This is a genomic window from Oerskovia sp. NPDC056781, from assembly GCF_042789955.1.
Taxonomy (GTDB): domain Bacteria; phylum Actinomycetota; class Actinomycetes; order Actinomycetales; family Cellulomonadaceae; genus Oerskovia; species Oerskovia rustica.
Map to the genome: position 1 here is coordinate 1 of NZ_JBHUAD010000018.1, position 21,136 is coordinate 21,136.

A 21,136-nucleotide genomic window follows, 5' to 3' on the forward strand; every position below is an offset into this window, starting at 1 on the left:
GGCGTGCCCCCTGGGTCACGCCCACTCTGACACGCCCCGCACCCCGGGACGTGTCGGGATCAGCGGCTCAGCGCCTCGGCACTCTGCGGCTCGTCGTCACCGGCGGCGCCCGACACGTCGAGCCCGCGCAGCGGGTAGGCCCAGAAGCAGAGCCAGGCCAGGCCGGCCACCACGAGCGGCACGCCGCCCATGAGCACCCGGATCCCGGTCGACACCGTCGCCGGCTGGGCCGCCACCGAGAGTCCGGCGTCGTAGCCCGTCGCGCCGAGGACCACGGCGATCACGACCGCCTGCACGATCACCGACCCGCGCACCACGAACCCGTTGACCCCGAAGTACATGCCCTCGCGGCGCAGCCCGGTGCGCCGCTCGTCGTCGTCGATCACCTGCCCGAGCGCGACCTCGAGGAGCTGCATCATGCCCGCGACGCCGATGCCCACGAGCGCGGCCACGGCCATGGCCCCCGGTAGCGAGCCGGGGAGCATGAACAGGCCGACGGCCACGCCGTACGCCGCGACGGACCACAGCAACGCCCGGCGCGGGCCGACCTTGCGGACCACCCAGGACCAGCCGACGATCGAGGGGATCGCGACGACGAAGATCGGCGCGAGCACGAGCGTCGCGTCGGCCTCGGCGCCACCGAGCACGTAGCGCACGTAGAACGGCACCGACGCGAGCAGGATCGCGGTCGTGGACTGGAGCAGCAGGGAGCCCAGGACGTACGTCACGAAGGCCTTGTTCGCGAACGTGTACCGGAGCTGGTCCCGCAGCGGCAGCGCGGCCTCGCGAGCCCTGACCTCGACCTCGTCGACGGGACGCTCGACCATGCCCGCGAGCGACCAGACGAAGAACGCGAGGCACAGCGCGCCCAGCACGAGCCCCATGCCGACCCACCCGAGCGGTGACCCGTAGAGCAGCGGTGCTGCGGCGGTACCGAGGATCATCCCGACGAGCCCGAAGATCTGGCGCGGCGTGTTGCCACGGGCGCGCTCCGCCGTCGTGCGGAAGATCTCCGGGAAGAGCGCCGAGGTGTTGAGGACGACCGCGACGTATGCGACGTCGTAGACCGCGACCACCACGAGGAACCACACGAGCAGACCCGCGGGGCTGACCTCGGGCGGCATCCACACGAGCGAGAACGCCGCCACGAGCGGCACGATCCCCAGCCCGATCCACGGGACGCGGCGCCCCCAGCGGGTGCGGTGCCGGTCGGAGGCCGCGCCGACGAGCGGGTTGAGGAGCGCGTTGAGGATGCCGTGCGCGACCATCGCGCCCGCGACCCAGCCGGCCGGCAGCCGCAGGTGGTCGACGTAGAAGAACACGACGAAGGCCGAGAACGTCTGCGCCATGAGGTTCGCGGGGAACGCCGAGGCGCCGTAGGCGAGGGTCTGGCCGCGCGTGGGGAGACCGGTCAGACGCCGGTCGCGCAGGGCCGTGAGCGCGCTCATCGAGCCCCCCCGACGGCGTCGCTCGCCCGGGCGGCCGGGGCGCCCGAGGCGTCGCGCACCCGGGGGTCGATCCCTCGCTGGACGTCGCGCAGGTCGCGCCAGCCGACGCGCACGATCCCCTCCGCGGCGAGGGTCGCGGCGACGTCGGGGTCGGCCAGCAGCCGGCGTTCGAAGCCGCGCTTGGCGACTGCGTAGTCGGCGACGTCGCCGAGCTCCTCGTCGTCGAGCATGGGGTGCAGGAAGACCTCGGTGACGCCCGGCTCGGTCGCGCGGAGCAGGTCGAGGAAGCCCGCCTTCATCGAGGCGTAGTCCTCCTCGTCGGGCGTCCCCTCCCCGAGCAGCTCGAACGGGTGCGTCGTGAGGTGGTCGAGGATCACGACGCCGGCCGCGTCGGCCGCGGCCGCGGCCTGGTCGAGCACCGAGCGGTAGGTGTCGGGCAGTCCCAGGCCGACCGTGCGCGGCAGCCGGAACGGCAGGCCGTGACGGGCCGCGAGCTCGAAGACCTGCGGCAGGAAGCTGCGGCCCGTCTCGAGCCCGTAGACCGAGCCCATGTGGTTGTCGAGGTGCGTGATGTCCATGCCCGCGGCGAGCGCCGCGTCGAGCTGGGCGGCGAGCTCGGCCGCGACGTCCGCGTCGCTCGCCCGGAGCTCGACGCTGCGGCAGTCGGCCGGGAAGTACCCGGCGTCGTCGACGAGGGTCGTCCCGACCCCGGTGAGCGGGCGCCACCGGTACCGGGTCCACTCGCTCGTGAGCACGAGGTGCACGCCCAGGTCGAGGTCGGTGCGGTCGGCCGCGAAGGCGAGCGCCTCGGGAGCCCAGGGACACGGCACCATGAGCGTCGCGGAGTCGAGGTGGCCCGCGACGAGCAGCTCGGTGATCGCGCGGTTCGCGGCGCGGCACATGCCGAAGTCGTCGGCGTTGAGGACCAGGGCCCGGGCGTCCGGCGGGAGGCCGAGCCGGGTCACGAGGTCAGAGGGTGCGCGCATCGTCGGCTCCTCGGGGGGCGTGGCCGGTGGCGAGGTCCGCGTCGAGGGGCGCGTCGTCGTCGGTCAGGTCCTCCGACTCGGCGGCGCGCCGGACCGCGGCCGTGAACGCCTGGTCCCGCAGCGTGTCCCGGGCGAGGGCCGCCGCACCGAGCAGCACGGCGTCGGCCGCGACGGCGCTGGGCTCGACGACGATCGGCAGGATGCCGACCCGTTCGGCGAGGTAGGTCTGGACGCGGCCCAGGACCGCGTCCTCGCGTGCGACGCCCGCCAGGACGATCTTCTGCGGTTCGAGCAGGAGCGCGACCGACGCGATCAGCACGGCGAGGCGCCCGGCGAGCTCGTCGACGACCGCGACCGCACGCTCGTCGCCGTCGGCCGCGAGGTCGAGGACCTCGTGCGGCGCGAGGCCCGCGGGAAGGCCCGCCTCCTTGGCCGACGTCGCGAGCGACGCGGCGCCGATGCTCTCGGCGCCGAGCGCGCGGCCGGGCTGCGGGAGGAACGCGACCTCGCCGGCCCCGCCGGACGCGCCGCGGTGCAGCTTGCCGTCGATGACGATCCCGGCGCCCAGACCGATCCCCAGGCGCAGCAGCACGAACGAGTCGAGACCCTTGCCCGCGCCTGTACGCTGCTCGGCGATCGCGGCGAGGTTGACGTCGTTCTCGAGGACGACGGGGCAGCCGAGGCCTTGCTCGAGGGCGGCGTGCAGCGTGGGGCCGCCCTTCTCCAGGCCGGGGACGCGGCGCACCATCGCGTGGTCGGCGCCCACGATCGCCGGGAGCCCGACGACGGCGCACCGGATCGCGACGGACGCGGCGCCCGTGTCGTGGCGCACCGCGGCGACGCAGTGCGCGGCGAGCTTCTCGACCGCGCTCGCGCGCGCCTCGGGCTCCTTCACGGACAGCGGCTGCTCGGCGCGGGCCCGGACCCGGCCGACGAGGTCGACCAGCGCCACGCGGACGCGCACGTGGCCGATGTCGACCGCGAGCGCGTAGCCGTGCTCGGGGTCGACGCGGTACAGCGTGGCCGCGGGGCCGCGTCGGTCGTGGTCGAGACCGGCCTCCTCGACGAGCCCGTGCTCGACGAAGGTCCGCAGCGCGAGGGCCACGGTGGTCTTGGACAGGCCCGTGGCCGCGACGATCTCGGGTCGTCCGAGCGTGTCGTGGGCGTCGAGCACCTCGAGGACTGCGCGGGCGTTGATCTCCCGGAGCAGTCGTTGATCTCCTGCAAGAAGCATGTCTACCGGTCTCCGTCGACGGTCGTTCCCCTGGACATGAGTAGGTCGGAAACCTCCCTACCCGGGCGAGAGTACCGCGCGGAGGTTCGTGACCGCTCGGCGAATCGCCAGGGTTCACCCCGTCGCCGGCGCGGGATGCCGCGCCGCACTCGGGGTTGACCCCGAGGGCGAAATGGGGGGAACACCCGATGTCGCCCCGAGCCCTTTCCGCCCTAGCCTCGATGGTGGTGGGCCCCGCCGGGGGGTGGGGCCCCCACCACGACCTCACGAACACCTCGGACACGACGAACAGGGGATCGACATGCGGACCACGAACCGGCGACTGGTGACGGCGGGCCTGGTCGCCGTCACGGCGCTCACGCTCGGGGCGTGCGGGTTCGGACCGCGATCGATCGCGACCGACACCTACACGGTCACGGACGAGATCACGTCGGTGCGACTGGACCTCAGTGCCGGGTCCGTCGCGCTGCGCGGGGACGCGTCCGCGACCGAGGTCGGCGTCGAGCGCACGGTCGACTATGCGGGTGCCTATCCCGAGCAGGAGACGCACCGCGTCGAGGACGGCGTCCTGGTCCTGTCCGGGTGCGGCCGGCACTGCTCGGCGAGCTACTCGGTCGACCTGCCCGCGGGGCTGCCCGTCGCGGGCGGCACCGAGCACGGCAGCATCGACCTGACCGCGACCGGTGCGGTGGACGTCGAGACGTCCAACGGGTCCATCACCCTCACGGCGATCGACGACCGGATCGTCGCGCGGACCTCGAACGGCAAGGTCACGGGGACACGGCTCGGCGGCACCGCCGGCGTCGACGCCGAGACGTCCAACGGGGCGGTCGAGCTGACCCTCACCACCCCGCAGGACGTCCGGGCGACGACCGACAACGGCAGGGTCGAGGTCACTGTCCCCGACGGCAGCTACCGGGTGCGCGCCGAGACCGACCTGGGCGGCACCGACGTCACCGTCCCGGACGACCCCGACGGCGAGTTCACGATCGACGCGTCCTCGTCCAACGGGCGGGTCACGGTCTCACGAGGCTGAGGACCCGTCAGAGCGGGCCCAGGACGTCGCGGGCGTCCGCGTCGAGCGCGAGCGTGTCGAGCACCGTGAGCAGCATGCGCTCCTCGTAGCGGAAGTGGGACTCCATGATCGCGGCGACCCCCTCGAGGTGACGGTCGAGCTCGTCCGGCGTCGCCGCCCGGTCGACCGCTGCCAGGAGCCCGCTCAGCAGGTGCGCGATCATCGAGTGGTCCTGCTTCAGGGTGCGCAACGTCCCGACCAGCTCGGGGTGGGCGGCCGCGATCGCGGGGAACAGCTCGCGGTCCTCGCCCTCGTGGTGGCCCGTCAGAGCCGTGCAGAAGCCGTGGCAGAACAGCAGCAGGTCGCGGGTCGCGGGTTCGGCGGCCGCTCCGTCGTCGAGCGCGGCCCGGGTGACGCGCAGCGCCTCGCGCAGCCGGTCGTGCACGGCGCGCAGCTCGTGGCTCCAGGCGACGAGCCTGGTCTTCTCGCCCTCAGTCACGCGAGGGCGAAGGCGGCGACGTGGTCATCGTCGTGCTCCTTCGTGTCCGGCGCCTCCATGCCTGGCACGGTCTGCCACCGGCACGCGACGCTGCGCAGACCATACCGGACCTCCTCCGCCCGGGTGCGTGCCGCCGTCGGGCGTCGTGGCCCGTGCCGGTCGCCCCCGGCGCATCACCTCACCTCCGCGCGACCCAGGCGGGGCGCCGCGCGTCGTCGACGCGCACGACCGCGTCGGCCGTCCGCCCGGGCGCCACCTCGGACCGGTAGCGCTCGTACGCGGGCAGCGTCCAGGCATCGGCGGGCGGCGTGCGCCGTGCCAGGGTCGCCTCCTGGAGGGCGAGGTGGACGGTCAGGTCGACGTCGAGCCCGCGCCCGAGCGACAAGGACCCGTCGAGCAGCACGACGAGCCCCGGTGGCGCCTCGACGTAGCCGGCGCGCGTCGAGCGCGAGGTCACGGGGTCGCGCAGGGTGGGCAGGTAGCGCCCGTCCCCGTCCGGCCCGACGGCGGCCAGCACCTCCCGGTTCAGCGCCCCCACGTCGATCCACTCGTCGAGCAACGAGTCCGGGTCCTCGTGCCCGTGCTCGAGCCGCAACGACGCGGGCCGCAGGAAGTCCCGCACGCTGATGCGCGCCGTCGGGCGGCCGGCGACGCGCAGAGGTTCGACGAGAGCGTCGGCGAGGTCCTCGGGCCGGGTCGAGGGGTGGCCGTCGACGAGGACCCTCGTCGCCGTCGCGTCGCCGCGCGAGCGCTCGACGACGAGCGCGGCGACCCGTGCGACGAGGACCTCCTGGCTGACCGGCTCGACACGCACCGGGCCAGGATGCCACGGCGCCCGCCGCGCGGCTCAGCGCACCCCGGGTGTCACTCGACGACGGACACGGTGGGGGTCCGGCGGGAGGCCTCCCCGACACCGCCTGCGCGGCCCTCAGCCGTTTGCGGAAGAGTCCCCGAGGAGGTCCCCGACCCAGCGGACGGACAGGTGGCCGACCGTCGCGATCCGGTCGGTCGACGCCCCGTCCAGCGCCGCGGCCCGCACCGCCGCAGCCACGCGTTCGACCTCCTGCGGCCTGGGCACCTCGGGTAGCTCGGCCGTGAGGTCGGCCAGACGGTCGAGCGCTGTCGTCGGTGGCGTGTCCACGGCAGGAACCTACCAACGGGCGCGGATTGCGGGCTGCCCGGGCCCGGAGCACGGTGGGAACATGTCCACCGCTCCCAGGAGGCGTCCACGATGACCACGTTCCCGACGATCCGGCAGGTCGTGCTCGACACGACCGACGCCCGCAGCCTCGCCGAGTTCTACCGCGCCCTGTTCGGCTTGGAGTACCGCGCGGGCGACGAGCCACCCGCGACCGGCCAGCCGGACCCTGCCGGCGCGGACTGGCTGGTCCTGCGTTCGCCGGGCGGGGTGCCGCTCGCGTTCCAGCAGGTCGAGCACCTGCCGCCGTCCACCTGGCCCGACCCTGCCGTCCCCCAGCAGGTACACCTCGACTGCACGGTCCCTGACCGGGAGGCCCTCGACGCCCAGCACGAACGCGCCCTGGCGCTCGGCGCCCACCTGCTCCGGGACCGCTCCGACGACCCCGAGGAGCCACTGCGGGTCTACGCGGACCCGTCAGGCCACCCGTTCTGCCTCTTCGTGGGCTGACTCCCCGCCTCGTCCACGGTCAGGCCGCGTCTGCGTGCCCCGCACCGGAAGGGGTCACAGCTCCTCGACGTCGATCAGCCACTGCGCGATCGTCCGGTCCTCGATCGTCATGCGGTACGTCTGCCCCGGGTCGATCGCGTCGTCCAACCGGCTCTGGCGGCTCTCGTCGACCCCGAGCAGGCCGCACGACGTCCGCACGTCGTAGTACGTCCTGGAGCGGTTCGTGTGCGGGGCCACGTCGCTCTCGACGACGCAGGTCTGCTCGGTCGTCGTCCAGCTCGCGACCCAGACGACGACCGGCGTCGTGACGACGACGGCCGCGACGGTCCACCCGACCACGGCCTTGGGGATACGCATGGCGTGGAGGATAGCGGGGCGCGGCCCGTCGTCGGGCAGCAGGGCCGCGCGACCTCAGGCGGGCTTGGTCGCCTTGCCGTCCAGCCACAGGGTGTCGGACTCGTCGCGGTGCGTGCCGGTCGAGCCGACGTGCTTGCTGTCGATCCTCGGGCCCTTCTTGATGACGTGGACGATCGCCATCGCGTGACCGCGACCGAGGTCGTAGTCCTCCTTGAGCCACTCGACGATCACTCCGGCCTTCACGGCCGGGTCGTCGTAGCCCTTCTCGTGCGCGATCGTCACGAGCTGCCGCGGGGTGAGGCCGGTCTTGTCCTCGACCGCGTCCAGGTAGGCCTGAAATGACATGGTTCTCCTCGATTCGGGTGGGTCGGGCGGGGTGGGTCGGGCGGGGTGGGTCGGGCGGGTCCGGCCGTGCCGTCCCGGTGCGACTCAAGCGGTGCCGAGCACCGTGCGCAAGCGCTGGGCGAAGGCCGACGGGTCGTCGACGAAGCCCGTGTGGTCGCCCGGGAAGAGCGTGGTCGTGGTGCCGAGCAGTGCCGCGAGCGCCGACGAGGTCCGGTCGCAGAGCTGACCCGTCGAGTCCTCGCCGACCCCGACGACCACGCGGACGGGAGAGGCGCGCAGCGCCTCGACGTCGGGCTCGAAGAGCGTGGTCCCCAGGAGGTCGTGCGCGAACCAGAAGCGTTCGTCCGCGACCTGCTGCGGGTCGCGCTCGCCGCCGAACATCTGCTCGACCATCTCGTCCGGGACGTCGATGTCGCCGACCGCGAAGAACTTCCGCCAGGCCCCGACGACGTCGCCCGCGCGGTGGTCGTCCACGAGCTCGCGGGTCGCGGCGTGCAGCTGCTCACGGTCCGGCATGAGGGCGTCGAGCGGCGGCTCGTGCGCGACGACCCTCTGGACCAGGGCGGGATGCGACTGGGCGAGGGCGAGAGCCGTCACGGCGCCACCGCTCGACCCGACGACGGTCGCGGGACCTGCGTCGAGGTGGGCCAGGAGCCGCGCGAGGTCGTCGGCCCGGACCTCGGGCGGAGTGTCCTGGTCCGGGTCGTCGACCGTGCTGCGGTGGATGCCGCGCGGGTCGGTCGTCAGGACGGTGTGGTCGGTCGCGAGCAGGTCGGCGAGCGGCGCGAACGCGTCGGCGTCCATGGGGGCGCCGACGAGCACCACGAGCGGACCCCGGCCCCGGACCTCGTGGTGGAGCGTGGCGCCCGGGACCCGCAGCGTCCGGGCGGTCGCGGGACCGGTCGGGGTGTCGGTCACGGGAGCCTCCGGGGGTGCGCAGGACGGGTGGTCGAGGGGGTGGACCGACCGGGCGGCCGGAACTCATCGGTCCTTCGTGCTCATCGCCACGGCCGTCGTGTCCGCACCCCGTCGTCCGAGCCCGACCGCGATCAGCCAGATGCCGAGGAACACCTCGAACAGGCCCGCCGGAGCGGCGAGCACGAGACCCGCGCCGGTGATCCCGAGGAGCTCGAGCACCGAGCCGAGAGCGAAGAGCGTGTAGCCCACCGCTCCCCAGAGCGCGACGCCGCGCGGCACCAGCGCCGCCCGCAGCAGGGTCACGCACAGGACAACGCTGCCCGCGCCGAGGGTCGCCATCCCCAGCGCATACGCCGCGTCGTTCAGGGCGACGAGCACCCCGCCCACGAGCGGGTCTCCCTGCGCGGCAGCGAGCGCCCAGAGCGCCGCTCCGCCGACGGCCAGGAGAACGGCCTCGACGATCCGGGCCGCGAGGTACGCCGTCGCGGCAGCGGGGCTGCGGCGCGCGAGGACGGGGACGAAGAGGATGCCGATGGCCAGGACCGCGAGGGAGTTCACGAGGATAAGCACGACGCCGGCCGCGGGGGCGCCGCCGGCTCCCGCGGTGCTCGTAGTCCCCGCGGCGAGCAGGCTCCCCGCGCCGTAGAGGGCGAACGCGGACAGGAACAGGACGCCGATCGTGGTGGTCGTGCGTCGGCCGGTCGCGGCGCTGCCGGTCACGGCGCTGCCGGTCACGGCGCTGTCGGTCACGGCGCTGTCGGTCACGGCGCTGTCGGTCACGGCGCTGTCGGTCACGGCGCTGTCGGTCACGCTGGTGCGGTGCTCGGACATGGTGTCCTCCGGGGCAGACATACGGTGTAAGGCTGGATTTCCGACGCTACCATACGCTGTAAGGTGACTCCATGGCCCGACCTCCGTTGACCCGTGAGAACGCTCTGCGTGCCGCAGTCCGACTCGCCGACGAGTCCGGCCTGGAGGCCCTGAGCATGCGCAGGCTTGCCACGACGCTCGGCGTCGAGGCCATGTCGCTCTACCACCACGTCCGCAACAAGGGCGAGATCCTCGACGGCATGGTCGACCTCGTGATCGGGGAGATCGCCTCGCCGCGACCAGCGACCGGCTGGCGCACAGGGCTCGAGGAGGTCGCCCGCTCGACGCGGACCGCTCTCGCGCGTCACCCCTGGGCGACGGCGTTGCTCGACTCCCGGTCTGCTCCGGGCCCGGCGCGGCTCGCGCACCTCGACGCCATGATCGGCGCGCTGCGCCGCGACGGGTTCACGGTCGCCGCGACCGGGCACGCACTCGCCCTCTTCGACAGCTACGTGCGCGGCTTCGCCCTCCAGGAGCAGGCGCTGCCCGTCCCGGCCGACGGCGGCATCGCCGACGTCGCGACCGACATCATGGCCCGGCAGGAGTCGATGGCGACGTCGTTCCCGCACCTCACCGAGATGGCGACCGAGCTCGTCCTCCGGCCCGGGTACGCGTTCGGCGACGAGTTCGAGGTGGGCCTCGCCGTCGTGCTCGACGGGATCGCGGGCTTCGCACCGCAGGACTGACCCGCCGCCGGGCCGTCTACCGCCCGAGCAGCGTGTCGATCTCGGCCATCTCGGCCGTCTGCACGTCGACCATGACCTGTGCGAGGTCGCGGAGCTCGGCGTGGCCGCCGCCCTCGATCTCGCCCTGCGTCATCGCGATCGCGCCCTCGTGGTGCGAGTGCATGAGCTCGAGGAACGTCTTCTCGGCCTCGGCCGCGGCGGCCGCGTCACCCGTGCTCGCGTCCGCGAGACGTTCGAGGGACCCCATCTGGTCGCTCGTGAGCATGCCGTTCGCGACGTGCACGGAGTGCATCTGCATGAGGTCGTCCATCCCCCAGGCGTCGGCCCAGCCGAGCATGGTCCCGATCTCCTCGGTCTGACCGTCGAGGATGCGCTGCGCGAGGTCGCGCGTCGGCTCGCTGACCCCGTCGACGGCCAGGACGATCTCGCTCATCTCGACGGCCTGCTCGTGGTGCGGGGTCATCATCGCGACGAAGTGCGTGTCGACGTCGTTGACCTCGGCCGGGGCTCCCGCGGAGCCGCTCGCGGCAGGCGCGCTCCCGTCCCCCGAGGGCGACCCGCTCCCCGCCGAGCAGCCCGCGAGGGCGGCGGTCAGGACGAGCGCGGTGAGGGCGGCGGGCAGCTTCTTCATGAGGACTCCGGTGTGTCTCGGGATCGCCGGGGCACGCGGGCGCCGGTGCCGGCGAGCGTCCGACCAGGGTAGATGCGAAGTCTGGGAGCCCGCTGTGCCCGTGCCACCGGATCACCCTGTGGATCTCGCGCCCCGGTGGCCGCCGCCACAGTATGGTCAGCGCACTCGACGAGGAGGCCACCGTATGACTTCCCCCCGGTCCACAGACCACCGTTCGGCCGCGACCACCCTGGCGCGCGCCGCTGACCAGACAGACTTCCCGCCCCTGCTCACCGGGTGGCGTCGTCTGTGGACGCGCCCGGCATTCATGCCGTACGTGCGGCTCGTCGTCCTGGTCCTGGCGATCAACGTCGCGGCGGCCGTCGCCCTGCTCCCGGGCTCGTCGACGCCCGCCCGTCTCGACCTGACCCTCACGGCGGCCGCGCTGAACCTCGGGGCCGCGGCTGTGATCCGGCAGCAGCACGTCGTCAACCTGCTGTTCCGCCTCGCGACGAGCGCGCCCGTGACGTGGCCCCTGCGCGTCCGCGCGGGGCTCGCGAAGGTCTACCACCTGGGCGGTGTCCACGTCGGGGCCGCGATCTCCGCGACCGCGTGGTTCACGGTGTTCGCCGCGACGGCGCTGAGCCCGCCCGGGCGAGGCTTGCTGTCGGGTCCGACCCTCGGGGTCGTCGTCGTGCTCGCGCTGCTGCTGCTGACGATCGCCGCCCTGGCCACGGCGCCCTTGCGCCGCAGGCGCCACGACCTGTTCGAGATGAGCCACCGGCTCGGCGGCTGGTCGACCCTCGCGGGCTTCGCTGCCCTGACCGTCCTGTTCGCGCACGACCTCGCGCCGAGCGACCCGTGGACCGCGATCCTCTCAGCCCCCGCGACGTGGGTCCTGGCGGTCGTGATCGTGTGCGTGGGGCTGCCGTGGCTGCACCTGCGCAAGGTCGCGGTGGACGTGCACACGCCCTCGTCCCACGTCGCGATCGTGCGCCTCCACCACGACTCGCGGACGTTCGTGGGTTCCTCGACCACGATCGCCCGGCACCCTCTCGGTCAGTGGCATCCGTTCGCCAACCTCGTCACCCCGAGCCGCCCCGAGCTGCGCCTCGCGATCTCGCGGGCGGGCGACTGGACGGGGTCGTTCATCGACTCCCCGCCGGACCACGTGTGGGTCCGCGGCGTGCCCACGGCCGGGGCAGGGAACGTCGGCAAGCTCTTCCGCAAGGTCGTGTGGATCACGACGGGCAGCGGGATCGGCCCGTGCCTGCCCAGCCTGCTCGCAGGCGCGCCCGCCCACCTGGTGTGGGTCACCCGCACGCCCGAGGCCACGTTCGGACCCGGGCTCGTCGCCGAGATCACGGAGTCGCTGCCGGACGCCCTCGTGTGGGACACGCGCGCCCTGGGCAAGCCCGACCTCGTGGCCCTCGCGCTCGACGCGGTGCGCACGACCGGCGCCGAGGCCGTCATCTGCATCTCGAACCGTCCGACGACGTTCGAGGTCGTCGAGGGCCTCGAGTCACGGGGCATCCCCGCGTACGGCGCCATCTGGGACTCCTGAGGCGTGTCGCTCCTCGCCCGCCCGACGGCGTCACGCGCGTGGCGCCGTCGGGCTGCGGCGGGCTCAGCGCGTCAGCGCGCGTCGCACGTCAGCCGCGCCCCGAGCGTGACGGACGCGACCACGGCTGCCGCGGCGACGAACACGACGTCCTTGAGGACGTACTGGCCCATGAGCGTCATGCCGTCGCCGAAGAGCTCGTCCGCGAAGAGCACGGTGGGCGACATCATGCCGACCAGAGCGACCGCAAGCACGACCAGGCCCACCTTCAGCCATCGCCCCGTGAGGAGCGTCAGCCCGATGACGGTCTCGACGACCGCCGTCAGGACCACGGCCGCCGTCCCCTCGACGACGCCGAAGGTCAGCGCCCCGACGGTCTGCGTGACGATCTGCTCCGCCGGGCTCGCGCCGGGGAAGAACTTGAGCACCCCGAACCCCAGGAAGACGAGGCCGAGCGTGACCCGGAGCGCGGGGACCGACCACCGCGTCAGGTGGATCGCCAGGGCGACGGCCACGGCGTCGGACCGGCCCAGGAGCCCGGGGCGCGCCGGTGGGGCGCCGGTGAGGGGCGGGGGCTGCGGCGAGGGCGGCGAGGGCAAGGTCTGGGGTCCGGCAGCAGGCATCTGTTCTCCTCGTCGAGAGCGTGCGGACACGCGGCGCTTCGTGGAGAAAGCACCGTGACGTCCCGATATGTGATGGCTCGGCGAGCGTAGCCATCGCTGATGAGGGCCAGATGAGGCCGTGCTCAGCCCGCGAGACGCGCGTGCAGGTGCATGTCGTGCCAGCCGTCGACGTGCTTGCCGCTCTCCCGGAGCGTGCCCTCGGGCACGAACCCTGCGGCGAGCGCGACCTTGCACGACGCCTCGTTGCGCGTCGAGTGCACGAGTCTCAGCCGGTGCAGGCCGAGGTCCTCGAACGCCCAGGCGACCAGAAGCCCCACGGCCCGAGGGGCGACCCGGCGACCCCGCACGGCAGGCAGGACCCAGTAACCGACCTCTCCCCCACCCTCGTGCAGGTCGAGGTGGTGCAGCGCGGTGCGGCCGACCACGACCCCGTCGGACTCGACCGCCCAGTCTCCGGCCGTCTCCTGCACCCAGTGCTCGTGCCGCGAGTCGATCCAGGCCTCCGCCTCGGCGACGTCGGTCATCGCGCGAGCGTGCCAGAGCTGGATCGCCGGGTCCTGGTACGCGGCGACGAGGACCGGTGCGTCGGCCCGGACCCAGGGCCGCAGGGTCAGGCCGTCGCCCGCGAGGACGGGCATCGGCTGCGCACTCAGACGGCCGGGGTCGACGGTGGGCTCGGTGAGGAGGGGCACGCCGCGATGATGCCACGGTAGCTGCGAGGCAGGGCGGTTTGAGGAATTGCTAAACTCATCAAGTCTCCAGGAGGTCCTGTGCCCACCACCGCCACCACGGCGCCGCTCTACGCGATCAAGGCCGAGCTGTTCCGCTCCCTCGCGCACCCCACCCGCATCCAGGCGCTCGAGGTCCTCAGCGCCGCGCCCGACCACGAGGCCCCCGTGAGCGACCTGCTCGCCGCGACCGGCGTCGAGGCCTCGGTCCTGTCCCAGCACCTCGCGGTGCTCAAGCGCGCCGGCGTCGTGACGTCGTCGCGCACGGGCAACACGGTCGTCTACCGGTTGAGCAGGCCGCTCGTCGCCGAGCTGCTCGTCGTCGCGCGGGCGTTCCTGCGCGAGACGCTCGACGCGTCCGGGCGACAGCTCGCCGCCGCGGACGAGCTTCCTCCCCTCCAGGGGGAGAGCGGACGGACCGGGCAATGACACGGGCGCCCCGGCCGTCCCGTCCCCTCGGCTCGACCCCGCCGGCCCGCTCGACCCGCTCACCGCGCTCGGTCCGGTCGCCTCGCGACCTGCTCCCCTCGCGCGCCGACGTCGACCTGCGGCCCCGGACGCTGCGCGCCGACCTCCTCGCGGGGATCACGGTCGGCGTGGTCGCCCTGCCGCTCGCCCTCGCTTTTGGTGTGAGTGCCGGGGTCGGACCCGGTCCTGGCCTCGTGACGGCCGTGGTCGCGGGCATCGTGGCCGCGGTGTTCGGCGGGTCGCGCGTCCAGGTCAGCGGGCCGACCGGGGCGATGGCCGTCGTCCTCGCCCCGATCGTCGCCCAGCACGGCCCTGCGGCGGTGCCGCTCGTCGCGATCCTCGCGGGCGTCGTCGTGCTGCTGGCCGGGGTGACGCGGCTCGGGCGTGTCGTGACGTTCATCCCGTGGCCCGTGGTCGAGGGGTTCACGGCCGGGATCGCCGCGATCATCTTCCTCCAGCAGGTCCCCGCGGCCCTGGGTGTCACCGGCGCGGTGGGCGGCAACCCGCTGATCGTCGCCGTCGACTCGGTGGTCGCGGCGTTCGCGAACGGCCCCACGGCCCTGTGGACGCTCGGCACCGTGGCGCTCGTCGCCGTCGTGATGCTGGTCCTGCCGCGCATCTCCCCCGCCCTGCCCGCGTCCCTCGTCGCGGTCGTGCTCGCGACCGTCGTCGTCCAGCTCACGGGCGCCCCCGTCGCGCGCATCGGGGCGCTGCCCGACTCCCTGCCTCTGCCGACCGTGCCGCACCTCGACGCGGGCGTGCTGCGGTCGCTGATCGGCCCCGCGGTCGCGGTCGCGGCGCTCGCCGCGATCGAGTCCCTCCTCTCGGCCCGCGTCGCCGCGGCCATGCCGTCGCCCGAGCAGGGGCGGTCCGCGGCGTCCCGAACCGCCACGCCGTCACGCGGCCCGTCGGGCGCCACGACCGTGCCCGACGACGCCACCCACCGCTACGACCCCGACCGCGAGCTCGTCGGCCAGGGGCTCGCGTCGATCGCGAGCGGCATGTTCGGCGGGATGCCCGCGACGGGCGCGATCGCACGGACCGCGGTCAACGTGCGCGCGGGTGCCCGGACGCGGCTCGCGGCGGTCGTGCACTCGGTCGTGATCCTGGGCGTCATCTACCTGGCGACAGGCCCCGTCTCGGCGATCCCGCTCGCGGCGCTGGCCGGGGTCCTCATGGTCACCGCGGTGCGCATGGTCTCGGTCGCGACCCTCCGCGCCGTGCTGACCTCGACCCGGGCCGACGCCGTCGTGCTCGTCGTGACCGCGGTCGTGACGATCGCCGTCGACCTCATCGAGGCCGTGCAGATCGGGCTGCTCGTCGCGGCGTTCTTCGCGCTGCGGTCGGTCGCGAAGGCGGCGGCCGTGCACCGTGAGCCGCTGCCCGGACCAGCGCTGCCGGGCGACGAGCACATCGCGCTCTACCGGCTCGACGGCGCCATGTTCTTCGGCGCCGCCGACCGCATCCACGCGCAGATCCGCGACGACCAGGACGCCCTGGTCGTCGTCCTGCGGCTCTCCCACCTGCGCCTCGTCGACGCGACGGGCGCCCATGCGCTGGGCGAGCTCGTCGCGGACCTCGAACGCTCGGGCGTCACGGTCCTGGTCAAGGGCATCCAGCCCGCCCACCTGCCCGTGCTCACGCGCGTCGGCGTGCTCGACGAGCTGCGTCACGAGAAGCACCTGTTCGCCGACCTGCCGCCCGCGATCGAGCACGCGCGCTCGCACGTCGCGCGGGCTCAGGCCGGGACCGGGGCCCCGCCCGCGAGCACCACCGGGGACCCGGCCCGGGACGCCCTCACCGCGTGACGTCGAGCGTGAGCAGCACCGTGACCGTGTCGCCCAGCTCGACGCCCTCGGCCGCCCGGATCGCGTCCTTGAGCGGCACCACGTACAGGCCGTCCTTGGCGAACAGCGACGTCGTCCAGGTCGTGCCCCCGATGCGCGCCGAGACCGGGATCATGCCCCAGCCGTAGGTCACGAGGGCCGCGACCTCGTGGATGCGGGCGCTCTCGTCGTCGGGCACGGTCACGAAGTGGAAGGGTGCGGGCCCCCGCCAGTGCCACACCTCGCCGACGGCCTCGATCTCCATCCGCCCAGCATCCCCCGGGGACGCGACGTCCGCCGCTCCTGCCGCTCCTGCCGCTCCTGCCGCTCCTGCCGCTCCTGCGCCGAGTGTGCAGTTCGGGCTGTCCGTGGACGCCTGGGACAGCCCGCACTGCACACTCGGCGAGACGACTGGTCAGACCAGGATCGCGACCACGATGACGAACAGCGTGACGAGGACGACGAGCACGCCGAGGCCGACGAGCAGGCTGACGGCGACGGGGTGGGCCTGGCGCCACGGCACGAGGCGCGGGTCGAGCGCACGGAGCTGGGTCGGCGTGACGGGCTGACGAATCGGCGTGAGCGAGACGCCGCGACCGGCGAGGTCGAGCGCGAGGGCCGAGAGCTGCTCGTGGTCCCACATCTGTCCCACGAGCAGGAGGAGACGCTTGCGCGGTCCGACGACGACGAGGTGATGGGTGGGCGCGGCGCCGGCGAAACCCATGCTGTCGATCGTGACGACCCGTTCCATCTCCTCGACCGTGAACGTCTTCGACCGGCCCCACCCCTGGACCGTGAGGGTCCCGTCACCGAACGTGACGCGCGACGTGTCGGCGACCTTGCGGGCGAGGGCGTACGTCAGCGGGATCATCGCGAGCACGAGGCCCAGGAAGACGAGCGGGAGCGCGATGCTCCGCGTGGTGATCGCGAGAACGACCGCGTTCAGCCCGAGGAGCGGCGCCAGGATCCCGATGAGCATCAGGTTGGTGCGCACGACGCGCCGCTTCGCGTCCTCGTGCAGGGTCAGCTCGGTCATGCGCGACATCGTCCCACGGCCGATGCCGGCGGCCGGGACTGCGCCCGCGCCTCGACTCCCCGCTCCGCTCAGGCGCGGGTCGCCGTCGCGACCGCCCGCTCGAACGCGCCCGCGAGCGCGTCCCGGACCGCATCCGGGGAGTCGGGGGCGCAGCGCGCGGCCACGGTCGCGGCCAGCTCGGCGAGGTGGGGCCGCAGGGCGTCGAGCTCCGGTGTCGTCGTGTCGAGCTCGGCGGCGGGCACGACGAGCGTCGCGGTGATCCGTCGCCGCGACCGGGAGAACCGGACGTGGCGGGCCCCGGCCGGTCCGGCCGAGGGCGTGACCGAGCCGCCGAGCGCGAGCATGACGTCGAGCTCGTCCAGGCCCGGGACGTCGAGCGGGGCGCACTCGGCCTGGAGCGCGCGGCGCAGGACGGTCGCGGCGGTGAGGTCCCGCTCGGGGCCACCCAGGACGTTGCGCTGCGTGACGATCATCGGCCGGCCTCGGACGGGAGGTCGGGCAGGTTCTGGTCGAGCAGGTCCGCGAAACGTCCCGCGAGGACGTACCGCTCGCCCGTGTCGTGGTCGAAGGTCACGACGGGGCCGTCGTTCGTGACCACGAGAGGGTTCCCTGACCCGTCGACGCCGATCACGAGCCCTTCGTCCGCGACCGCCCAGCCGTCCGCGCGGAAGGCGCGCGTGAGGGTCGCGACGTCGGTGTCCTCGAGCAGCGGCGCGTTGCGCAGCCCGTGGACGGGGACGCCCACGAAGCACCCGCCGTGGCGTCCGACCACCTCCACGTACCCAGGGTCAAGGACCACGTCGAGGCCGCGCACGGCCTCCTCGATCTCGTCGCACGTCGAGGGCGTGCCCGCGCCGTAGAGGGTGACGGCGGCGTCGATCCGCGCCAGGAGGTCGGGGGTCAGCACCATACGTGCACGTTAGCCGGGGCCTGGGACGGCCCGACGGCGTCGCGTGCCCGGGTGCGCGCGTCGCGCCGGCGCGGGACCACGACCAGGCACCCACCACCGAGACGGGTCGCGAACGACTGGCCCAGGTGGGCGGCCTGCCGATCCGGCTGCTCGGCGCGATGTGAGGACGACCGGTCCGCAGGGTGCGCTGCGACGGGCGACGGTCGGTACCCCATCAGCGAACTGGTCACGGAGCCTCGGAAGGATCCTCCGCGAAGCCGCCCTTGAGGATGTCCTCCTGCCAGTACTCCCACTCCCCGTCCGGCAAGGGATCGAACGTCCCGACTGTCAAGTTCTGCGACTCGCACCGAGTGCCTGACGGCACGAACTGATCGACCAAGTAGGAACCATCCGTCTGCCTGACGACTTCAAACCTCCCGTTGACCGGATCTGAATCATCGTCGTCAAACGCCGCGTCGTCCCGGGTCAACGACCAATCGAAGACCGTGCACCCAACCACCCTGGCACTCTTCCCGTCCGGAGCAACCTCCACACTCACCGGATCGAAGGGCCGAGGGCCAGGCACCCGGTAGGCCCCGTTGTCGTTGTTCTCCCGAGAGAACTTCCCGAGCGTCCATTGCAGCTCGCGTATTGCCTCGGGGGTCCAGGTTGCATGCAGTGACGACGACCGCGTGTCCAGTCCGTTGAACGCCACTGCCTCGGGCAGCGCAGCGGCGCGCACTGCCCGAACCCACGGATCGGACTCGAGCTCACCAGTCGGCTCCCCCGCCGACCACACCACCGACGGCGTCGGAGCAGGCCCAGGAACCTCCGGACCCCCACATCCCACCAACACACCTGACATGACGACCACGCCGCCAACCGTCCACCGACTCATTGCGTGCATACCGCGTCTCCTGCGCTTCCATCCGTCATGTCCCGGGCACTTGAGTAGACATCGAGGTACTTCTGCGCCTGCTGGTCGTACGCTTCGATCGCGCCCTGTTCGGTCGCGAACTTCTCGGGTGCGACCTGGAACACGATGCGCGCCGAGAGGTACTTCATCTCATCGGCCCGGTCCCTGCACTCGGCGTCCGACTCGATCACGGCCTGCTTCTCGTTGCCCGCCCACAGCACCTCCGCGCGCTTGTTCCCTTGCTCGACCCCCGCTGAGACGAGCTCTCCGAGCGCGAGGTCCGCCACCCAGCCGACCCCCTTTCCCAGGATCTTGTCCGTTCCCGGTATCGGGACAGCCTCTTCGATCACTGCGACGGGCCACTCGACAAGCTTCTGATGGCGTGCGTCGATCGCCGCAGCCGAGGTGATGTCGACCCCGTGAGTCGCGCCGTCGATGAGGGCCTGGAGTCCCACGACACGCGCGAAGACACCGTCCCCGTCCAAGACCTCGACACCGTCCTGGATGAAGGACCCCGGTGCGCTCGCCGCCACCCTGATCAGACTTTGCTGATAGTGGTCGACCGCTTGCGTGAGATACCAGCCAGCGGTCGGGTGCTGCCCGAGCGTCCCGGCAAAGTCCGTGAGAGTCGTCCGGCTGACCGCTGCGACGGCACGGTCTTCCCCCGTCCATGGAAGGCGATCATCGACGACCGTCCCAATTTCGTCTCCACCCCGGACAATCGCCCACTCGGTGAGCATCGGGATCTCGACGGCAAGAGATGCGACCATCCGGATCGCCGCGTCATCGGAGACTTGCTCCGTGATGAACCGGGGGTTGCCCGACAGTTCTCGGATGATGCCTCCGGAGACGCTCTCGGCAGTCGTCCAGACCTCCGGGTCGTACGTCCCGCTCGCGGGAGCCCCTGGCACGCTCTGGAGCGCGGACCACAGTGTCGCCGGGGTCTCGAACCCGTCCCCGGTGAACGACTCGCTCCAGTCGCGCTCGCCGAACCAGTATCTGACTCGCCCTTCGCCAAGACTCCGGTCCTGCGCCACCTCATCCGGCCCTGAGTGTCCGAACCACGCCAGCGTCGCTTCCGGGTAGAGCGCGAGGGTGGCGAACACCTGCTCCGCCGGGCGGTCGGACGGCATGGAGCCCGTGGAGTCGGACTCGAACCACATGAGGCTGCGGCCGCCGGCGACGACGCTGGTGTCGAGCAGCCCCAGCTCGCCCGGCCTGCCCGGTGACCGTTCGACCGCATCGATCTGGTCAGCCATCGCAGTCGCGAACGTGGCGCTCATGGGCGCTCTGTCTCGATCGTGGAAGAGCCACCCGATCACGGAGAGCCCACCCCCGATCGTCCCCGTCGCCCCGGAGAACATCTCCGCTGCGAAGGTGCTCGCCGTGGGGACGTCCCAGGTGTGCGACGCGCTCGACAGCCCGTGCCGGAGTGCGGTGGCGAGCTCGTGCAACGACTTTGGGTCCACGGAATGGTCCGCGTCCGTGATCGACGTCCCGAGCGCGTTCACCAGCTCCCGCGTCCGCTCTCCGCCCAGGGACCGGAAGTAGGCGTCCATGACCGCGGGGTCCTTGCCCCACACGGTGAAGAAGTCCTGCAGGTAGGTCGCGTCCCCGGTCTTCAGGTCCCCGTCCAGCGCCTGGTCGGTGAACCTCTTGTACGCCGCCACGAGCTTGGCGGTGTCCAACGCCTCGACCCCGGTGATCCCGGCGCGCGAGAGCACCTCCTTGCGCTGAGCCCACCCCGAGGCCCCGGGGATCGCCAGGGCGCGGACCAACCTGTCGTCCAACGCCTGACGCTGCACGGCCAGGTCCCGCAACGCGGCCCCGGCCACGTGCGCGTCCCTCTCTGCCTGCTCGGCCAGCATCGCGCGACGCGCCTCGACCGCGGGGCTCGTGCTCCCGTCGAACCCGCCCACCGCGTACCGCATCCGCTCAGCGTCCTCGCGCGCCTGCCGGTGGAACGACACCTGGGCTCGAAGACTCACGACAGCGTCCGCGTACTCGTCGAGCGCAGCGTGCACGGGCCTGGCGAGCTCACCCAGCTCCCTCTGGCGCGTTCGGGTGTGCCCCGCCTCGTACTGCCACGCGTTCGCGGCCTCCCCGGTCCACACCTTCGGCCCGAGCGCGTCCTGGACGCCGCCGATGCCCGACTCGACCTGCGCGAGCACGTCCTCGTGCCCCCGCAGCACCGCCGCGAACCCCGTCGGCCCCCTCATCACCCCGGCGCCAGGGTCCTCCTCGTCCCACCGGATCACGACACCACCCGCGCCAACCCGGCATCAGCCTGTGCCATCGCGTCCACGACCCCGCTCACCTGCGCGGCCAGCCCCTCGAGCTCCCCGCGTCCCAGCATGAGCTCGGTCGAGAACCACAGCGCCCACTCCTCGACCGCTGCGGCCACTGCCGGGCTCCCGACGTCCTCGCACCACGCCTGCGCCCGCTCCGGGACTTGCCCCACCAACGCCGACAT

26 protein-coding genes are annotated in these 21,136 nt (G+C 73.0%); 6 read left to right on the forward strand and 20 right to left on the reverse strand.

What is annotated here, in order from left to right; all coding sequences use genetic code 11:
* Positions 1–59: 59 nt before the first annotated feature.
* The 3 genes from ACFRCR_RS03045 to ACFRCR_RS03055 are packed head-to-tail and all read right to left on the reverse strand — an operon-like array spanning position 60 to position 3,668.
* Complete coding sequence (locus ACFRCR_RS03045) at positions 60–1,448, reverse strand: MFS transporter (protein ID WP_377675481.1); 1,389 nt, start codon at positions 1,446–1,448, stop codon at positions 60–62.
* Positions 1,445–2,434: a polysaccharide deacetylase family protein gene (locus ACFRCR_RS03050; protein WP_377675482.1), complete on the reverse strand. Its 990-nt coding sequence runs from the start codon at positions 2,432–2,434 to the stop codon at positions 1,445–1,447. Before ACFRCR_RS03050 ends, ACFRCR_RS03045 begins: the two co-directional genes overlap by 4 nt.
* Positions 2,418–3,668 carry an ROK family protein gene (locus ACFRCR_RS03055; protein ID WP_377675484.1) on the reverse strand — a complete coding sequence of 417 codons (1,251 nt, stop codon included), beginning with the start codon at positions 3,666–3,668 and terminating at the stop codon, positions 2,418–2,420. The genes ACFRCR_RS03050 and ACFRCR_RS03055 overlap by 17 nt, the downstream gene beginning before the upstream one ends.
* Before the next feature lie 301 nt (positions 3,669–3,969).
* Here ACFRCR_RS03055 and ACFRCR_RS03060 point away from each other — a divergent pair, with 301 nt between their 5' ends.
* Positions 3,970–4,704, forward strand: a complete 735-nt coding sequence (locus tag ACFRCR_RS03060; RefSeq protein WP_377675486.1) for a hypothetical protein — start codon at positions 3,970–3,972, stop codon at positions 4,702–4,704.
* A 7-nt stretch (positions 4,705–4,711) separates the two neighbouring features.
* Here the strand turns inward: ACFRCR_RS03060 and ACFRCR_RS03065 are convergent, their stop codons facing one another.
* The 3 genes from ACFRCR_RS03065 to ACFRCR_RS03075 form a co-directional block, all read right to left on the reverse strand.
* Positions 4,712–5,182, reverse strand: a complete 471-nt coding sequence (locus tag ACFRCR_RS03065) for a hemerythrin domain-containing protein (RefSeq protein WP_377675487.1) — start codon at positions 5,180–5,182, stop codon at positions 4,712–4,714.
* Positions 5,183–5,360: 178 nt separating this feature from the next.
* Entirely contained in the window at positions 5,361–5,996 is a 636-nt protein-coding gene (locus tag ACFRCR_RS03070) for a uridine kinase (RefSeq protein ID WP_377675488.1), read from the reverse strand.
* 114 nt (positions 5,997–6,110) lie between these two features.
* Entirely contained in the window at positions 6,111–6,323 is a 213-nt protein-coding gene (locus ACFRCR_RS03075; protein WP_377675490.1) for a hypothetical protein, read from the reverse strand.
* A 90-nt stretch (positions 6,324–6,413) separates the two neighbouring features.
* Here ACFRCR_RS03075 and ACFRCR_RS03080 point away from each other — a divergent pair, with 90 nt between their 5' ends.
* On the forward strand, positions 6,414–6,830 hold the full coding sequence (locus tag ACFRCR_RS03080; protein ID WP_377675491.1) for a VOC family protein: 417 nt from the start codon (positions 6,414–6,416) through the stop codon (positions 6,828–6,830).
* A 54-nt stretch (positions 6,831–6,884) separates the two neighbouring features.
* On the opposite strand, the gene ACFRCR_RS03085 is transcribed toward ACFRCR_RS03080, so the two are convergent.
* The 4 genes from ACFRCR_RS03085 to ACFRCR_RS03100 all read right to left on the reverse strand — a co-directional run bounded on the left by ACFRCR_RS03085 (position 6,885) and on the right by ACFRCR_RS03100 (position 9,302).
* Positions 6,885–7,187 carry a hypothetical protein gene (locus tag ACFRCR_RS03085; RefSeq protein ID WP_377675493.1) on the reverse strand — a complete coding sequence of 101 codons (303 nt, stop codon included), beginning with the start codon at positions 7,185–7,187 and terminating at the stop codon, positions 6,885–6,887.
* Positions 7,188–7,241: 54 nt separating this feature from the next.
* A complete protein-coding gene (locus ACFRCR_RS03090; RefSeq protein ID WP_377675495.1) occupies positions 7,242–7,532 on the reverse strand; it encodes a DUF4287 domain-containing protein in 291 nt (96 codons plus the stop codon).
* Between the two features lie 84 nt (positions 7,533–7,616).
* Positions 7,617–8,450, reverse strand: coding sequence for an alpha/beta fold hydrolase (locus ACFRCR_RS03095; RefSeq protein WP_377675496.1), 834 nt, complete (start codon positions 8,448–8,450; stop codon positions 7,617–7,619).
* A gap of 63 nt (positions 8,451–8,513) precedes the next feature.
* The gene (locus ACFRCR_RS03100) at positions 8,514–9,302 is read right to left on the reverse strand and encodes a DUF4386 domain-containing protein (protein ID WP_377675498.1); all 789 of its coding nucleotides are present in this window, start codon (positions 9,300–9,302) and stop codon (positions 8,514–8,516) included.
* A gap of 50 nt (positions 9,303–9,352) precedes the next feature.
* Here ACFRCR_RS03100 and ACFRCR_RS03105 point away from each other — a divergent pair, with 50 nt between their 5' ends.
* Positions 9,353–10,006 carry a TetR/AcrR family transcriptional regulator gene (locus ACFRCR_RS03105; RefSeq protein ID WP_377675499.1) on the forward strand — a complete coding sequence of 218 codons (654 nt, stop codon included), beginning with the start codon at positions 9,353–9,355 and terminating at the stop codon, positions 10,004–10,006.
* 16 nt (positions 10,007–10,022) lie between these two features.
* On the opposite strand, the gene ACFRCR_RS03110 is transcribed toward ACFRCR_RS03105, so the two are convergent.
* Positions 10,023–10,637 (reverse strand): DUF305 domain-containing protein, encoded by a 615-nt coding sequence (locus ACFRCR_RS03110; RefSeq protein WP_377675501.1) that lies wholly within the window; start codon positions 10,635–10,637, stop codon positions 10,023–10,025.
* A 184-nt stretch (positions 10,638–10,821) separates the two neighbouring features.
* On the opposite strand from ACFRCR_RS03110, the gene ACFRCR_RS03115 reads away from it, so the two are divergent.
* The gene (locus tag ACFRCR_RS03115) at positions 10,822–12,180 is read left to right on the forward strand and encodes a hypothetical protein (protein ID WP_377675502.1); all 1,359 of its coding nucleotides are present in this window, start codon (positions 10,822–10,824) and stop codon (positions 12,178–12,180) included.
* Positions 12,181–12,251: 71 nt separating this feature from the next.
* Here the strand turns inward: ACFRCR_RS03115 and ACFRCR_RS03120 are convergent, their stop codons facing one another.
* A complete protein-coding gene (locus ACFRCR_RS03120) occupies positions 12,252–12,800 on the reverse strand; it encodes a DoxX family membrane protein (RefSeq protein WP_377675504.1) in 549 nt (182 codons plus the stop codon).
* Between the two features lie 122 nt (positions 12,801–12,922).
* The gene (locus ACFRCR_RS03125; RefSeq protein ID WP_377675506.1) at positions 12,923–13,492 is read right to left on the reverse strand and encodes a GNAT family N-acetyltransferase; all 570 of its coding nucleotides are present in this window, start codon (positions 13,490–13,492) and stop codon (positions 12,923–12,925) included.
* Between the two features lie 78 nt (positions 13,493–13,570).
* Between ACFRCR_RS03125 and ACFRCR_RS03130 the strand changes: the two genes are divergently transcribed.
* Together ACFRCR_RS03130 and ACFRCR_RS03135 are read left to right on the forward strand one after the other, a co-directional pair.
* The gene (locus ACFRCR_RS03130) at positions 13,571–13,957 is read left to right on the forward strand and encodes an ArsR/SmtB family transcription factor (RefSeq protein WP_377675508.1); all 387 of its coding nucleotides are present in this window, start codon (positions 13,571–13,573) and stop codon (positions 13,955–13,957) included.
* Positions 13,954–15,804 (forward strand): SulP family inorganic anion transporter, encoded by a 1,851-nt coding sequence (locus ACFRCR_RS03135; RefSeq protein WP_377675509.1) that lies wholly within the window; start codon positions 13,954–13,956, stop codon positions 15,802–15,804. Before ACFRCR_RS03130 ends, ACFRCR_RS03135 begins: the two co-directional genes overlap by 4 nt.
* Here ACFRCR_RS03135 and ACFRCR_RS03140 read toward each other — a convergent pair.
* The 7 genes from ACFRCR_RS03140 to ACFRCR_RS03170 all read right to left on the reverse strand — a co-directional run bounded on the left by ACFRCR_RS03140 (position 15,794) and on the right by ACFRCR_RS03170 (position 21,136).
* Positions 15,794–16,087, reverse strand: a complete 294-nt coding sequence (locus tag ACFRCR_RS03140; RefSeq protein ID WP_191794768.1) for a DUF1905 domain-containing protein — start codon at positions 16,085–16,087, stop codon at positions 15,794–15,796. The two genes, ACFRCR_RS03135 and ACFRCR_RS03140, sit on opposite strands and share 11 nt — an antisense overlap.
* A 150-nt stretch (positions 16,088–16,237) precedes the next feature.
* Positions 16,238–16,858 carry a hypothetical protein gene (locus tag ACFRCR_RS03145; RefSeq protein WP_377675510.1) on the reverse strand — a complete coding sequence of 207 codons (621 nt, stop codon included), beginning with the start codon at positions 16,856–16,858 and terminating at the stop codon, positions 16,238–16,240.
* Between the two features lie 68 nt (positions 16,859–16,926).
* Positions 16,927–17,331: a hypothetical protein gene (locus ACFRCR_RS03150; RefSeq protein ID WP_377675511.1), complete on the reverse strand. Its 405-nt coding sequence runs from the start codon at positions 17,329–17,331 to the stop codon at positions 16,927–16,929.
* Positions 17,328–17,768, reverse strand: coding sequence for an SMI1/KNR4 family protein (locus ACFRCR_RS03155; RefSeq protein ID WP_377675512.1), 441 nt, complete (start codon positions 17,766–17,768; stop codon positions 17,328–17,330). The genes ACFRCR_RS03150 and ACFRCR_RS03155 overlap by 4 nt, the downstream gene beginning before the upstream one ends.
* A 226-nt stretch (positions 17,769–17,994) precedes the next feature.
* Complete coding sequence (locus tag ACFRCR_RS03160; RefSeq protein ID WP_377675513.1) at positions 17,995–18,489, reverse strand: hypothetical protein; 495 nt, start codon at positions 18,487–18,489, stop codon at positions 17,995–17,997.
* A 152-nt stretch (positions 18,490–18,641) separates the two neighbouring features.
* Positions 18,642–20,921: a hypothetical protein gene (locus ACFRCR_RS03165; RefSeq protein ID WP_377675514.1), complete on the reverse strand. Its 2,280-nt coding sequence runs from the start codon at positions 20,919–20,921 to the stop codon at positions 18,642–18,644.
* Positions 20,918–21,136, reverse strand: a complete 219-nt coding sequence (locus tag ACFRCR_RS03170) for a hypothetical protein (RefSeq protein WP_191794753.1) — start codon at positions 21,134–21,136, stop codon at positions 20,918–20,920. The genes ACFRCR_RS03165 and ACFRCR_RS03170 overlap by 4 nt, the downstream gene beginning before the upstream one ends.